This is a genomic window from Streptomyces sp. NPDC001678 (genome assembly GCF_042892945.1).
In the GTDB taxonomy this organism is placed as follows: domain Bacteria; phylum Actinomycetota; class Actinomycetes; order Streptomycetales; family Streptomycetaceae; genus Streptomyces.
Genome location: NZ_JBIAUP010000001.1, coordinates 75140 through 89647 on the forward strand (window position 1 = coordinate 75140; position 14508 = coordinate 89647).

General features: G+C 70.0%; 13 protein-coding genes. 6 read left to right on the forward strand and 7 right to left on the reverse strand.

What is annotated here, in order from left to right:
* Positions 1 to 244: 244 nt before the first annotated feature.
* Positions 245 to 1744: a hypothetical protein gene (locus ACFYZR_RS00395; RefSeq protein ID WP_391902767.1), complete on the reverse strand. Its 1500-nt coding sequence runs from the start codon at positions 1742 to 1744 to the stop codon at positions 245 to 247.
* A gap of 264 nt (positions 1745 to 2008) precedes the next feature.
* On the opposite strand from ACFYZR_RS00395, the gene ACFYZR_RS00400 reads away from it, so the two are divergent.
* Both ACFYZR_RS00400 and dapA read left to right on the forward strand, forming a co-directional pair.
* Positions 2009 to 3838, forward strand: coding sequence for an endonuclease/exonuclease/phosphatase family protein (locus ACFYZR_RS00400; protein ID WP_391902770.1), 1830 nt, complete (start codon positions 2009 to 2011; stop codon positions 3836 to 3838).
* 96 nt (positions 3839 to 3934) lie between these two features.
* Positions 3935 to 4837: a 4-hydroxy-tetrahydrodipicolinate synthase gene (gene dapA / locus ACFYZR_RS00405; protein ID WP_391902772.1), complete on the forward strand. Its 903-nt coding sequence runs from the start codon at positions 3935 to 3937 to the stop codon at positions 4835 to 4837.
* A gap of 43 nt (positions 4838 to 4880) precedes the next feature.
* Here dapA and dapD read toward each other — a convergent pair whose 3' ends face one another.
* Positions 4881 to 5876, reverse strand: coding sequence for a 2,3,4,5-tetrahydropyridine-2,6-dicarboxylate N-succinyltransferase (gene dapD, locus ACFYZR_RS00410; RefSeq protein WP_391902774.1), 996 nt, complete (start codon positions 5874 to 5876; stop codon positions 4881 to 4883).
* A gap of 209 nt (positions 5877 to 6085) precedes the next feature.
* Between dapD and ACFYZR_RS00415 the strand changes: the two genes are divergently transcribed.
* Both ACFYZR_RS00415 and ACFYZR_RS00420 read left to right on the forward strand, forming a co-directional pair.
* Positions 6086 to 7300: a S8 family peptidase gene (locus ACFYZR_RS00415; RefSeq protein WP_391902777.1), complete on the forward strand. Its 1215-nt coding sequence runs from the start codon at positions 6086 to 6088 to the stop codon at positions 7298 to 7300.
* Positions 7301 to 7314: 14 nt separating this feature from the next.
* Entirely contained in the window at positions 7315 to 8340 is a 1026-nt protein-coding gene (locus ACFYZR_RS00420; RefSeq protein ID WP_391902780.1) for an agmatine/peptidylarginine deiminase, read from the forward strand.
* A 364-nt stretch (positions 8341 to 8704) separates the two neighbouring features.
* On the opposite strand, the gene ACFYZR_RS00425 is transcribed toward ACFYZR_RS00420, so the two are convergent.
* Positions 8705 to 9025: a hypothetical protein gene (locus tag ACFYZR_RS00425; RefSeq protein ID WP_391904296.1), complete on the reverse strand. Its 321-nt coding sequence runs from the start codon at positions 9023 to 9025 to the stop codon at positions 8705 to 8707.
* On the opposite strand from ACFYZR_RS00425, the gene ACFYZR_RS00430 reads away from it, so the two are divergent.
* Entirely contained in the window at positions 8966 to 11311 is a 2346-nt protein-coding gene (locus ACFYZR_RS00430; RefSeq protein WP_391902782.1) for a tetratricopeptide repeat protein, read from the forward strand. The genes ACFYZR_RS00425 and ACFYZR_RS00430 overlap by 60 nt on opposite strands.
* A gap of 138 nt (positions 11312 to 11449) precedes the next feature.
* Positions 11450 to 11599, forward strand: coding sequence for a hypothetical protein (locus ACFYZR_RS00435; protein WP_391902785.1), 150 nt, complete (start codon positions 11450 to 11452; stop codon positions 11597 to 11599).
* 51 nt (positions 11600 to 11650) lie between these two features.
* Here ACFYZR_RS00435 and ACFYZR_RS00440 read toward each other — a convergent pair whose 3' ends face one another.
* Genes ACFYZR_RS00440 through sufC form a run of 4 tightly spaced genes read right to left on the reverse strand, consistent with a single transcriptional unit; the run spans position 11651 to position 14507 of the window.
* Complete coding sequence (locus ACFYZR_RS00440) at positions 11651 to 12013, reverse strand: metal-sulfur cluster assembly factor (RefSeq protein WP_391902788.1); 363 nt, start codon at positions 12011 to 12013, stop codon at positions 11651 to 11653.
* On the reverse strand, positions 12010 to 12474 hold the full coding sequence (sufU, locus tag ACFYZR_RS00445) for a Fe-S cluster assembly sulfur transfer protein SufU (protein ID WP_391902791.1): 465 nt from the start codon (positions 12472 to 12474) through the stop codon (positions 12010 to 12012). The genes ACFYZR_RS00440 and sufU overlap by 4 nt, the downstream gene beginning before the upstream one ends.
* Positions 12475 to 12486: 12 nt before the next feature.
* A complete protein-coding gene (locus ACFYZR_RS00450) occupies positions 12487 to 13740 on the reverse strand; it encodes a cysteine desulfurase (RefSeq protein ID WP_391904299.1) in 1254 nt (417 codons plus the stop codon).
* Between the two features lie 2 nt (positions 13741 to 13742).
* The gene (gene sufC, locus ACFYZR_RS00455) at positions 13743 to 14507 is read right to left on the reverse strand and encodes a Fe-S cluster assembly ATPase SufC (protein WP_391902794.1); all 765 of its coding nucleotides are present in this window, start codon (positions 14505 to 14507) and stop codon (positions 13743 to 13745) included.
* Position 14508: the final 1 nt, after the last annotated feature.

A 14508-nucleotide genomic window follows, 5' to 3' on the forward strand; every position in this document is an offset into this window, starting at 1 on the left:
TGGGTCGCGGGGGATTCCCGCTGAGCGTTGTGGGTGGGTCGGGGGCGGGGCGGGGTGGACGGGCCCTCACGGGGCTGACCGTTTGTGGGCAGGCGTTCCGCAGGGCTGGGGGCACCTCCCAGCGGTAGCTGGGGGAGGGTGGGCACAAACCGGACCACCGGGCCGCGCCCACCCCACCCCGCGCCGCCAGGCGCGGAAACCCCCACCGGCGGGCAGCCGGAAAGCCCGCGGAACCCGGCAGGCGCTAGCCCCGCGACCGCGCCTTAAAGGCCGCCTTGCGCGCCGCCTTCGCCGTCGCCTTGTCCGGGTGGAGCCTCCCCATCGCCTCCAGGACGTCCGCCGTCGCCGGGTGCTCCACCCGCCACACCGTGTCGAAGAAGCCGCTGTGCCCGCTCACGAGGCTCTCGACGAGCTCCCGGAGCTCCTCCGGGTCGTCCGCCTCCGTGTCCAGCCGGGCGGCGATCGTGTCGACGGTCAGCCAGAAGACCATGTCCTCGCCGGGCGGCGGCACGTCCGTCGCGCCGTGCTCGGCGAGCCAGACGCGGGCGAGGCCGCCGAGCTGCGGGTCGTCGAGGACCTCGCGGAGCGCGGGCTCGGCCTCGGCGCCGACGAGGGAGAGCGTCTGCTGGCACACGAGGCGGCGCCCCGGCGCCTCCTCGTCCGCGCCGCGCGCGGCGGCGAGCAGCTCGCGGGCCGCGTCGAGCGGCGTGCGGCGGGCGAGCCACAGCTCGGCCTCGGCGCGCACGGCGAAACCGGGGTGGCCGGGGAGCGCCGCGAGGAGGTCGGTGGCGGAGGACTCGGCGAGGTCGCCGACGGCCGGGGCGTCGATGCCGGCGTCGAGCATGCGGGACCGTACGGCGAAGAGGCCGAGCGGGGTGAGGGCCACCATGCCGTAGCGGCTGACGTCCTCCTCCTCGGGGAGGTCGGAGGTCACGCCGTCGACGGACTCCCGGATGTGGCCCTCGCCGTCGACGACCTCGATCAGGGACTCGTCCACCGGCTGGTAGCGCACCAGGCCGGTCGGCGCGAGGATCCGGAACTGGTCGTCCAGGCGCATCATCGCGTCGGAGACCTCCTCCAGGACGTCGTCCGTGGGCTCGTCCATGTCATCCGGGACGATCATGGAGGCGGCGAGCGCGGGCAGCGGGACGGGGCGGTCGGGCGAGCCCTCGTCGAGTGCGGTCAGCAGGTAGAGGTTGCCGAGGACGCCGTCGAGGAAGTCGGCCTCCTCCTCGGGGTTCCAGTCGATCGCGTCGAGGTCGAGGTCGCCGTCGCCGGTCTCGGAGAGCTGCTCGACGAGGTCGCCCAGGTCGGGCGCGGCGGCGTCGGCCAGGACGGTCTCCAGGCCGCCGAGCCACAGGTCCAGGATGTCCTGGGGGCTGCCGGAGGTGAGCGTGGCCAGTTCCTCGCCGGCGACGGCCGTGCCGTGGGGCTCGTCCGAGGTGGCGTCGGCGGGCTCGTCGGGGGATTCGGTGAATTCGACCAGGCCCGTGTCCAGCGCCAGCTGCCAGGCCTCGGCCGCGTAGGCCGGGCCGTCCTCGTCGTCCTCCAGGCCGAGCAGCCCGGTCGCCGTCTTCAGCTGCCCGGCGAGCAGCTCGCCGCCCGCGCCGACCGGGGTGCCCTCGCCGGCCCAGCGGGCGAGCTTCGCGGCGCGGACGAACAGCGGCGCGGAGAGCGCGTCGCGCGCGAGCTCCGCGTCGGAGGGGAGCCGCACCGGCGGCATGGTCGGGCGGTCTCCTGACATCAGGGGGGCATCTCCTCGTCGTGACGGCCGCGCCGCGGTCCCGGGCGCGCAGTGCCCCACCTTAGACGGGTTTCCGGCGGCGGCCCGCGCATCGCAGGGACCGTTACCCGCGGTTCGTCCACGGGTTGCGCCCGAACCCTTGACAACTGGCCGGAAATCAGCGGACATTGACGCGCGTAGATCACCCGTTGCTCGGATGACGGCGGGCGATCTCATCCGATCGGCATCCCGGTCGCCCCCTCATCGCTCCCACCGGAGGACTTTGTGCTGTCCCACCGCCGCCGTGCCGCGACCGTCGGCTCCCTCATAGCCGGTGCGCTCGCGGCCGGGCTGATCGTCCCGGCCCAGTCCGCGAGCGCCGCCGACGCCGGTGTCCGCGTCCACGACATCCAGGGCACCACCCGCCTCTCGCCGTTCGCCGGCAAGCAGGTCGCGGACGTGCCGGGCGTCGTCACGGCCGTGAAGAACTTCGGCTCGGCCCGCGGCTTCTGGGTCCAGGACCCGAACCCGGACCGCGACGAGGCCACCAGCGAGGCGATCTTCGTCTTCACCGGCGCGACCGCCCCGGCCGTCGCCGTCGGCGACTCCGTGCTCGTCTCCGGCACCGTCACCGAGTACTACCCCGGCGGCGAGGCGGCGGGCGGCCAGTCGGTCACCCAGCTGACGAAGCCCACCGTGACCGTGAAATCCTCCGGCAACGCCCTGCCCGCCGCCGTCCGGCTGAACGCGGCGGCCCTGCCGTCCCGCTACGCGCCCGACGCCCACGGCGGTTCCGTCGAGAAGCTGCCGCTGCAGCCCCGCCGCTACGCGCTGGACCGGCTGGAGTCCCTGGAGGGCATGCGGGTCGAGGTCGTCGACGCCCCCGTCGTCGGCGCCACCAGCGAGTACAAGGACCTGTGGGTCACCGCGACGCCCCGGCACAACCGCACCGGGCGCGGCGGCACCCTCTACGGCTCCTACGCCGACCCCAACGCCGGCCGGGTGAAGGTCGCCTCCCTCCTCCCCTACGCCCAGCACCCCTTCCCGGTCGCGAACGTCGGTGACGAGCTCTCCGGGGTCACGGCGGGCCCGCTCGACTACGACAACCACGGCGGCTACACCATCCAGGCCACCGAACTGGGCACGCTCGCCGACCACAAGCTCCAGCGCGAGACCACGCGCAAGCAGCGGAGCGACGAGCTGGCCGTCGCCACGTACAACGTGGAGAACCTCTCCCCCAAGACCCCGCAGGCGAAGTTCGACCGCCTCGCCGGGGCTCTGGTGACCAACCTCGCCTCGCCCGACATCGTCGCCCTGGAGGAGGTCCAGGACAACGACGGCACGACGAACGGCGGCGTCGTGGACGCCACGCAGACGCTGAAGAAGCTCACGGACGCCATCGCCGCCGCGGGCGGCCCCGCGTACCAGTGGCGGCAGATCGACCCCGTCGACGGCAAGGACGGCGGCCAGCCGGGCGGCAACATCCGTACCGCCTTCCTCTTCAACCCCGCCCGGGTCTCCTTCAAGGACGTCCCCGGCGGTGACTCCGCCACGGCCGTGCGGGTCGTCCGGGAGGGCGGCAAGGCCGGCCTCTCCGCCTCCCCCGGCCGTATCGAGCCGGGCGACGCCGCCTGGACCAACAGCCGCAAGCCGCTGGCCGGCCAGTTCTCCTTCCGGGGCAAGGACGTCTTCGTCGTCGCCAACCACTTCAACTCCAAGGGCGGCGACCAGGGCCTCGACAGCCGCTTCCAGTCCCCGGCCCGGACCTCCGAGACCCAGCGGCTGGCGCAGGCGAAGCTCGTCAACGGCTTCGTCAAGCAGCTCCTCGCCGCCGACCGGAACGCCAATGTGATCGTCGCGGGCGACCTCAACGACTACCAGTTCTCCCCCGCCCTCAAGGCCCTCACCGCCGGCGACGCCCTGACGGACCAGGTCACCCGGCTCCCCGCGAAGGAGCGGTACGGCTATGTCTTCCAGGGCAACTCCCAGGTGCTGGACCACATCCTCACCAGCCGTCATGTGAGCCGCGTGGACTACGACATCGTCCACATCAACGCCGAGTTCGCCGACCAGGCGAGCGACCACGACCCTCAGGTGCTGCGCTGGAAGCCGTAGCGGCGCTTAGGGGAGTCGCTCAGAACATTTAAATAGACCTGTACGGTCGAAGGGGCCCAGAATCCGGGGAGGCACCCGAACCCGGAGCGTGACGCCATGCCACCCACCAGCCCCTTCGGCCGTACCGTCTGTGCGATGGTGACCCCGTTCACCGCCGACGGCGCACTCGACCTCGACGGCGCGCAGCGGCTCGCCGACCGCCTCGTCACGGAGGGCCGCTGCGACGGTCTCGTCCTCAGCGGCACCACCGGCGAGTCGCCGACCACCACCGACGCGGAGAAGAGCGCTCTCGTCACGGCCGTCGTCGAGGCCGTGGGCGACCGCGCCCGGATCACGGCCGGGGTGGGGTCGGCCGACACCCGGCACACCGCCGGACTGGCCCGGGCCGCCGAACGGGCCGGCGCCCACGGCGTCCTGGTGGTCACCCCGTACTACAGCAGGCCGCCGCAGGAGGACGTCGCGGAGCACTTCCGCACGGTGGCCGACGCGGTGGGCGTCCCGGTGATGCTCTACGACATCCCGGGCCGCACGGGCACCCGCATCGAGCCCGACACCATGCTGCGACTGGCCGAGCACCCGCGCATCGCCGGGGTCAAGGACTGCGCGTACGACCTGCTCGGCAGCTCGAAGGTGATCGCGGCGACGGGCCTGGCCTACTACTCCGGCTGCGAGGAGCTCAACCTTCCGCTGCGGGCGGTGGGAGGAACGGGCTATGTCAGCACCGTGGCCAACGTCGCGGGCCCGGCGCTGGCCGCCGTCCTGGACGCGTTCGACCGCGGTGAGAACGCGGAGGCGACCCGGCTCCACCAGCGCGTCCTGCCCCTGGCGGAACAGATGATGGCCGCGGGCCTCCCCGGCACGGTCACGGCGAAGGCTCTGCTGGGAGCGCTGGGCCTCCCGGCCGGTCCGGTGCGGGCGCCGCTGCGCGAGGCGACGAAGGAGCGCACCGAGGCGCTGCTGAAGGTGTACGAGGACGCGGTCGGTGGGGGCGGGCGGTAGGACCGCCGAGTGGGGCGGGGTCGCGGACCCCGCCCCGGCCGCGTCAGTCGTTGCTGTGGAGGATCTCGTTGAGCCCGCCCCACGTGCTCTTGTACGGGCGGGCCTCGACGGCGCCCGTGGTGGAGTTGCGGCGGAAGAGGATGTTGTCGGCGCCCGAGAGGGTCAGGGCCTTGACGATCTCGCCGTCCGGCATCGTGACCCGGGTGCCGGCGGTGACGTAGAGGCCCGCCTCGACGACGCACTCGTCGCCCAGCGCGATACCGATGCCCGACTCGGCGCCGAGCAGGCAGCGCTCGCCGATGGAGATGATCTGCTTGCCGCCACCGGACAGGGTGCCCATGGTGGAGGCGCCGCCGCCGATGTCGGTGCCGTCGCCGACGACGACGCCCGCGCTGATCCGGCCCTCGACCATGGAGGTGCCGAGCGTACCGGCGTTGAAGTTGACGAAGCCCTCGTGCATGACGGTGGTGCCGGAGCCCAGGTGGGCGCCCAGACGGACCCGGTCGGCGTCGGCGATGCGGACGCCGGAGGGGACCACGTAGTCGGTCATGCGCGGGAACTTGTCGACGCTGGTCACCTGGAGGTGGAGGCCCTCGGCGCGGGCGGCGAGGCGCGCGGCCTCGACCCGGTCGACGGGGACCGGGCCCAGCGAGGTCCAGGCGACATTGGCGAGCAGGCCGAAGACGCCGTCGAGGTTCTGGCCGTGCGGCTTGACCAGACGGTGGGAGAGCAGGTGCAGCCGCAGGTAGGCGTCGTGCGCGTCGGCCGGCTTGTCGTCGAGCGAGGCGATGACCGTGCGGACGGCGACGACCTCGACCCCGCGGCGCGGGTCCGGGCCCACGGCCTTGAGGGCACCCTCGCCGAGCAGCTCCGCGGCCCGCTCGGCGGTCAGCCGCTCGGTGCCGGCCGGGCCGGGCGCGTCGGCCAGCTCGGGGGCCGGGAACCAGGTGTCGAGGACGGTGCCGTCCTCGGCGAGGGTGGCGAGGCCGGCGGCGACGGCGCCGGTGGTACGGGAAGCGGTGGCAACAGCATCGGTCATGTCCGGAAACCTAACCGGACGGGCCCGTCCAAGGCGAACCGGCCGCCCCTCCCCACCCCTTACCGGCCCCGTCGCGCTCCGCTCACACGGATGGCGCAGCCCCGCCAGCCGGTCGGCCGCGCTCGCGTCGCCCGCTCGAATGAACCGGCATATCCAGTGGAGTGGGCGCTCCCGCCCGCTCCACCGTCCCGTTCGTGAACGGATGCCGCATGAGACAGCTCCGCCGCTGCCTGACCACGGCCCTGGTCCTGGCCCTCCCGCTCACCGCCGCCCCGGTCGCGGCGGCCGACCACGGCCCCGGGCGCCCGGGGCACCACCGGGCGCCGCTGCGCAGGACGGCCGGCGAGCCGGTGCCCGCGCACTACATCGTCACCCTGCGCAAGGGCGCAAGCCCGCGCACGCTGACGAGCGTGCTGGGCGTCGTCCCGGACCGCATCTACACCCACACCCTGACCGGCTTCGCCGCCCGGCTCACCCCGCAGCAGCTGGAGGCCGTGCGCAGCTCGCCGGAGGTCGAGGCCGTCGAGGAGGACGCGGTCTACGCCCAGGCGGCCGAGGGCCCTCCGTCCATACGCCGCCTGGCGGCGACGGACTCCTGGGGCCTGGACCGCGTGGACCAGCGCAATCTCCCCCTGGACGGCCGGTTCACCGTCAACGGCACCGGTGAGGGCGTGACCGCCTACATCATGGACACCGGCATCGACTACTCCCATCCCGACTTCGGCGGCCGGGCCCGCAAGGGCGTCGACGAGGTGACCTCGGGCGGCGACGGCCGGGACTGCGCCAGCGCCGGCGCCAGCGGCCACGGCACGCATGTGGCGGGGGTGGTGGGCAGCGCGACGTACGGGGTGGCGCGCCGGGCGTCCCTGGTCAGTGTGCGGGTGCTGGACTGCGCCGGGCGGGGTACGACGTCGGCCATCGTGTCGGGCTTCGAGTACGTGGCCACGAGCGCGCCGCCGGCCTCGGTCCTCAACGCGTCCCTCGTCGGCCCGGTGTCGCAGGCCATGGACAACGCCGCGAACAGCGTGGCCGCCAAGGGGACACCGGCGCTGGTGGCGGCCGGCAATGCCAACGACAGCGCCTGCAACCACTCCCCGGCCGCCGCCCTCCAGGCCCTGGCCGTGGGCGCGACCAACCGCATGGACCAGATGACGGACTTCACCAGCTACGGCCCGTGCGCGCGGATCCTCGCCCCGGGCGAGGAGATCCTCTCGCTGCGGGTGGGCGGCGGCACCACCACCAAGAGCGGCACCTCGCAGGCCACCCCGTTCGTCACGGGTGTCGCGGCCCTGTACAAGGCGCAGAACCCCGCCGCGAGCTCGGCGACGGTCGTCAACTGGCTCATCGCGCAGTCCACCAAGGACGTGGTGACGGACGTGAAGCCGGGCACGCCGAACCGGCTGCTGTACACGGGCGGCCTCTGACGGACAATCGCGGGATGGACGATCACGGGCATCCGACGATGAATCACCTGCCCTCCGAGGCACGGCCGCACGCCGCGACCTTCATGGGCTGGCCTCCGGCCGGCCCGGTCCGGGGCGAGTGGACGGCCGCCGTGCGGGAGGACGTCGTCGCCATCGCCCGGACGATCGCCGACTACGAGCCGGTGATGATGCTCGCGGCACCGGGGGACGACACGGATGCCCACCGGGCATGCGGCGGCGCGGCGAAGGTCGTCCGAATGCCCGTGGACGACCTCTGGCTGCGCGACTCCGGGCCGGTGTTCGTCACCGGCGAGGACGGCACGCTCTCCGGGATCGACTTCGGCTTCAACGGCTGGGGCGGCAAACAGGAGCACTCCCGGGACGGCCTGGTGGCCCGCCGGCTGCTGGAGTGGGCCGGCGTCCCCCGGATCGAGGCTCCCCTGGTGACCGAGGGCGGCTCCCTGGAGACCGACGGCGACGGCACCCTGCTCGTCACGGAGAGCTCGCTGGTCAACGACAACCGCAACCCGGGCCGCTCCCGCGACGACATCGAGCGGGCCCTCACCGGGCTGCTCGGCGTCCGGAAGGTGATCTGGCTTCCGGGTGTGCGCGGCGAGGACATCACCGACTGCCACGTCGACGCCCTCGCCCGCTTCGCCGGGCCCGCCACCGTGCTCCTCAGCCGCCCGCCCGTGGACACTCCCGCGGTGTGGACCCGGGTGTACGAAGAGGCCCGCGCGGCCCTGGAGTCGGCCACCGACGCCCACGGCCGCACCCTGGAGATCATCGAGCTCCCGGAGCCCGAACCCGCCGCCCTGGGCAGGCGCGGCCCGGACTTCCTGGGCTCCTACGTCAACTACTACGTGGCGAACGGCGCCGTGATCGTCCCGCGCTTCGGCGACCGCGGCGCCGACGAGGAGGCGGCCTCGATCATCGGCTCCCTCCACCCGGGCCGCGAGGTGCGCACCGTGGACATCTCCGCGCTCGCCGAGGGCGGAGGCGGGATCCACTGCGCCACACAGCAGCGGCCCGCCTCCTGACGGGTCTCGACGTGCCAGTGCGTTAAGGCACCATGACTGGTGACTATTTGACTGCACAAGGATGAGTATGGGCGGGGAACACGCGTACAAGAGCTTCGGGCGAGAGCTCAAGCAACTGATCAAAGACATGGGCGCGCCCAAGTTGGAGAGCATTTCAGCGGCCAGTCGAAAGCCAGGGCGCGAGTTCCTCTCACGCTCCCGTTTGAGCGATTGGCAAGCCGGTAAGACGCTGCCCAGCACGACTGGGGCGCTGGACACCCTGCTCACCGTTCTCACGGAATTGGCTGGCACCTCCCTCCCAGCCGACCGGAGAGTGTGGCACGCCAAACGCGAAGCGGCCCGCAAGTCGGCGGCGACAGAGAAATCAGCTTCTCCTCGTGACGTCGTGGTACCTGCTGGAGCGGGTGGGCTGTGTGTACGCGATGCAGACCCTCTGCTGCTCGGTGTCCGTCGAGCCAGGGCTGAAGACGGTCATGCCGCACTCCCCCCTTACGTCCTTAGAGACGCAGACGAGAAGCTGGATGCAGCTCTTCGACGAGCGGCCGAGCAGGGCGGCATGGTACTCCTCAGAGGGGACTCGACAGCTGGTAAGAGCCGGTCGGCCTACGAGGCGATACTCCGTCTCGTGCCGGACTTCCAGCTGGTGCAGCCTCGCCGCATGAACCCTCTGGACGAGTGTGTGGATGAGGTGTCAGCACAGGCGTTGAAAGGTCGCCAGTGTGTCGTATGGCTGGACGAACTTGAATCCTTCCTCGGCCCGGACAGGCTCGACCTGCACGTGCTGGGCAGGCTGATCAGTCACCGCGCGGTCATCCTCTCGACCATGCGTCTCACGGAGTACAACCGCCGTGTACCGCGCCAGGACGAAGCGAAGGGAGGAAACGACACCTACACCAGAATCGACCTTGCCGATCCAGTACTGAAGGCGGCAGAGGTCATTGATCTCGCACGCGTCTGGAGCACACCAGAGATCGAGCGTGTCCAGCCGCAATCCGATCCCCGATTGGCGGAAGCCGTCCGGCATCACGCGCGTTACGGGATCGCCGAGTATGTCTCCGCCGGCCCGAAGCTCTGGGACAAGTGGCGCAATGCCCGCTATGTGGGTGGCAATCCCCGGGGGCATGCACTGGTTGCCGCGGCGATCGATCTGGCGCGCGCCGGCCTGTCGCGCTCTTTGCCCACAGAGCTCCTCGCCGCGTTGCACGACGACTACTTGGCCGACGAGCAAGGGGCACTACTCGCACCCGAGCCGTTTGACGACGCTTTGGCATGGGCCTCCGAGCATCACTTGGGAATCAGCCGACTGCTGTTGCCTGTGGGTGATGGAGTCTGGCGGCCATTCGACTACTTGGTCGACATGCTGTCCCAGACTCCGGGAGCTCCCCCTGTACCCGACAGAGTCCACGAGGCAGCGCTGGGAAACGCCACCTCTCATCAAGAGCTCTACAGCGTCGGGGTCGCCGCGTACCAGGCAGGTCGCACAGATCTCGCGATTCGGGCCTTCACGCCTCCTGCAGAAGCCGACAACGTCGATTCCATGCTGTATCTGGGTTCGATCCTCCTCGACCAGGACAAGGAAAGCGCAGCCGAGAAGTGGTGGCTCCGGGCCGCGAACGCAGGCAGCGGCCTGGGCATGCTGAATCTCGGGGTCCGGCACTCCAGGAAAGGGCGTAACAAGAAGGCGGAAAAGTGGTGGCGCAAGTCCCTCGCCGCAGGCCACTCAGAAGCGGCCGTAAAGCTGGCAGAGGTCCACGAGAGGCGGGGGGAGGAAGATGAGGCAGAGAGGTTTTGGAATCTGGCACTTGAAGCCGAGGTCGCCCATGCCTTCTTCAGATTCGGACTGCTGGCCTTTCAAAAGGGAGATCACAAGGAAGCCGAAAGACTCTACTTGGAGGGCGCAACCCGAGGCAGCCGGGAGTCGGCCACCAATCTGGCCCAGGTATACGTCATGCAGAACCGGCAGGAGGAGGCCGAGCGGCTCTACCTCATCGCGGCTGACGCTGGGGATGCGGTGGCCATGCGAGGTCTTGGCTTGATCAGCCAATGGGGAAGCGCTCTGTCCGCCCCGCACGAGGCAGGAGAAGAAGCCCTCAAGCAGGCGGCCCAGCGGATGCAAAAGCTCCTCGAGGAAGGACACGAGGACGGCTGGGACGCTTCCGCAAAAGCCGCCAAAGCGTGGTTCAGGCGGGCCTTCGACAACGGCGACGTGTTGTCGATGCGACTACTGGGAAACCTTTACCAAAAGCACGGTAAGCGGCAGAAGGCCCATAAGGCGTACAAGCAAGGCGCCAAAGCCGGCGATCCTGCATGCATCGCCTACTTCCACCAACCAACTCTTGCGAGTGCGAAATACAAGGAATTCCCGCTACCGGATGATGGCGAGGATGCCGAGGCAGAAGAACACCCGTGGCGCCCCAGCCCGCGAACCCTGCGCATGCTCCAGGCCGCCCTCGAAATCGAGTCTGATATGGCCTTCGATGAACTGGAGTACCTAGAGGATCAGCCCATATCCGCGAAGAACCAACCCGTCGGCCTGTTCGGCATGTTGCCCGCACAGACATGGGGGCAGGGCCTCTCTTGGCGGCGAGAGATGGTCCGAGCCTTCGACGACCTGGCTGACGACATTGAGAACAGCCGTGTTCCCCGCCCACGCTGCACCGGAGAGGAGATGGCCCTGCACATTGCCCTCGAAACAGCCGCCTCCCTCGTCGACGACAGCCCGGATCTGGTTACCACGTTCACGAAGGGCATCCCGGAGCAGCCGGACGACTACGACTGGTGGGCGTGCAAGGACCTGCTCTTCGAGGACCACGACGTGCTCTTGATGTACGAACCGTGGATGGAGGGAATCGAGCACCCGGACAACATCGTGAATCAGTCCATGGGCTTGGCAAACCTCAGCCCGGAGGACTGGTTCACCCCCTTCTGGGAGAGCGATCGCCGGGCCCCCGACCGCGGGTTCCGACGCTGATCCGGACCGGGCCGGAATTCCGGAGCATAGGCTCTGACCAGCGGAAACTCACTCCTGACAGCCTCAGCTCCCATGCCGGAGCACAGCGACAGGAGATTCGATCGGCGCACCAACCGACGACCTTCCGAAAGGACTGCCGTGGCACCGCTCGAGATACTCCTCCTGCTGATCATCCCTTTGACCGCCTTCGCGGCCCTGCTCATCGGCTTCCTGGCAGCTCTCCGCGGCCTCCAAGGTGATGAGCGGGTCACCATCTTCCGGGTATTCGTGCGTGCCCTGCGCCGGTGAACACGCCGAAGCCCCCGGCCATGGGCCGGGGGCTTCGGCGATCACAGGAATTCAGACGTTGAAGCCGAGCGCGCGGAGCTGCTCGCGGCCCTCGTCGGTGATCTTGTCGGGGCCCCACGGCGGCATCCAGACCCAGTTGATCCGGAGCTCGTTGACGATGCCGTCGGTCGCCGACTTCGCCTGGTCCTCGATGACATCGGTCAGCGGGCAGGCCGCGGACGTCAGGGTCATGTCGAGGGTGGCGATGTTGGCGTCGTCGATGTGGATGCCGTAGATCAGGCCGAGGTTGACGACGTCGATGCCCAGCTCGGGGTCGACCACGTCGTAGAGGGCCTCGCGGACCTCCTCCTCGGTGGCCGGCTTGGTGGTCACCTCGCCGGTCGCCTCGGTGATGGCGTCTGCGTTGTCGCTCATGCGGTCTTCCTCTCAGCGCCCTCGCCCAGCGCCTGGGCGGTCGCGTCCTTCCATGCCATCCAGCTCAGCAGAGCGCACTTGACGCGTGCGGGGTACTTGGAGACGCCGGCGAACGCGACGGCGTCCTCCAGCACCTCCTCCATGGCGTCGTCCGGCTCGATCCGGCCCTTGGACTGCATCAGCTCCAGGAAGGTCTCCTGGATCCGGCGGGCCGTATCGAGGTCCTTGCCGACCAGCAGCTCGTTGAGCACCGAGGCGCTCGCCTGGCTGATGGAGCAGCCCTGGCCCTCGTAGGAGACGTCCTCGATCGTCCCACCGGACATCCGCACGCGCAGCGTGATCTCGTCGCCGCAGGTGGGATTGGTGTGGTGGACCTCTGCGTCACCGTCCCGCAGACCGCGTCCGTGGGGATTCTTGTAGTGGTCCAGGATCACGTCCTGGTACATCGAATCAAGCTTCACAGTCAGCCCTTGTCACCCGAAGAAGTTCCGTACGTGCTCCAGGCCCTCGATCAGCGCATCGACCTCGCCGGGGGTGGAGTACAGGTAGAACGACGCTCGCGTGGTCGCCGGAATTCCGTAGCGCAGGCAGACGGGGCGGGCGCAGTGGTGGCCGACCCGGACCGCGATGCCCTGCTCGTCGAGGACCTGGCCCACGTCGTGCGGGTGGATGTCGCCGAGCGTGAAGGAGACGGCGGCGCCGCGGTCCTCGGCCGTGGTGGGGCCGATGATCCGCAGGTCGGGGACCTCCTGGAGCCTGCGGATCGCGTATTCCGTGATCGCGTGCTCGTGGCGGGCGATGTTCTCCATGCCGATCGAGGTGAGGTAGTCCACCGCGGCGCCGAGGCCGACGGCCTGGGCGATCGGGGGCGTACCGGCCTCGAACTTGTGCGGCGCGGGGGCGTAGGTGGAGGAGTGCATCGAGACGGTCTCGATCATCTCGCCGCCGCCGAGGAACGGCGGGAGGTCCTCCAGCAGCTCCTGGCGGCCCCACAGGACGCCGATGCCGTCCGGGCCGCACATCTTGTGGCCGGTGAAGGCCACGAAGTCGGCCTGGAGCGCCTGGACGTCCAGGGGCATGTGCGGGGCGGCCTGGGAGGCGTCGATGACGACGAGCGCGCCGACCTCCTGGGCGCGGCGGACGATCGCCTCGACCGGGTTGACCGTGCCCAGGATGTTGGAGACCAGCACGAAGGAGACGACCTTGGTCTTCTCCGTGATGACCTGGTCGATGTTCGACAGGTCGAGGCGGCCGTCGTCGGTGAGGCCGAACCACTTCAGCTTCGCGCCCGAGCGCTGCGAGAGCAGCTGCCACGGCACGATGTTGGAGTGGTGCTCCATCTCCGTGATGACGATCTCGGTGTCGTGGTCGACCCGGTAGGGCTCGTCGGCCCAGGCGAGCATGTTCGCCACGAGGTTGAGCGACTCGGAGGCGTTCTTGGTGAAGATCACCTCATCGCGGCTCGGGGCGTTGATGAAGGCCGCGATCTTGTCGCGGGCGCCTTCGTAGAGCGCCGTGGCCTCCTCGGCGAGCACGTGCACGCCGCGGTGGACATTGGCGTTGTGCCGCTCGTAGTGGGCGTTGAGCACGTCCAGGACCTGGCGCGGCTTCTGCGAGGTGGCCGCGTTGTCCAGGTAGATGAGCTTCTTGTCGTCGTGGACCACGCGGTCCAGGATCGGGAAGTCCTTGCGGATCGCGTCGGTGTCCAGCAGGCCCGGCAGCAGTATCGTCACGCCGTTACGCCACCCTTCACGTACGCCTCGTAGCCCTCGTTCTCCAGCTTGTCGGCGAGCTCGGCGCCGCCGGACTCCACGACGCGGCCGTTCGCGAAGACGTGGACGAAGTCGGGCTTGATGTAGCGCAGGATGCGCGTGTAGTGGGTGATCAGCAGGGTGCCGACCTCACCGGTGGCGCGGACGCGGTTGACGCCCTCGGAGACGATGCGCAGGGCGTCGACGTCCAGGCCGGAGTCGGTCTCGTCGAGGATCGCGATCTTCGGCTTGAGGAGCTCCAGCTGAAGGATCTCGTGGCGCTTCTTCTCACCGCCGGAGAAGCCCTCGTTGACGTTGCGCTCGGCGAAGGCCGGGTCCATCTGGAGCTGCTCCATGGCGGACTTGACCTCCTTCACCCAGGTGCGCAGCTTCGGGGCCTCGCCGCGGACGGCGGTGGCGGAGGTGCGCAGGAAGTTGGAGACCGAGACGCCGGGGACCTCGACCGGGTACTGCATGGCGAGGAAGACACCGGCGCGGGCGCGCTCGTCGACGGACATCTCCAGGACGTCCTCACCGTCGAGGGTGACAGTGCCGCCGGTGATCGTGTACTTGGGGTGACCGGCCAGGGAGTAGGCCAGGGTGGACTTGCCGGAGCCGTTGGGGCCCATGATGGCGTGGGTCTCGCCCTGCTTCACGGTCAGGTCGACGCCCTTGAGGATCTCCCGGGGGCCGTTCTCGGCTTCGACGGAGACGTGCAGGTCGTGGATCTCAAGCGTTGCCATG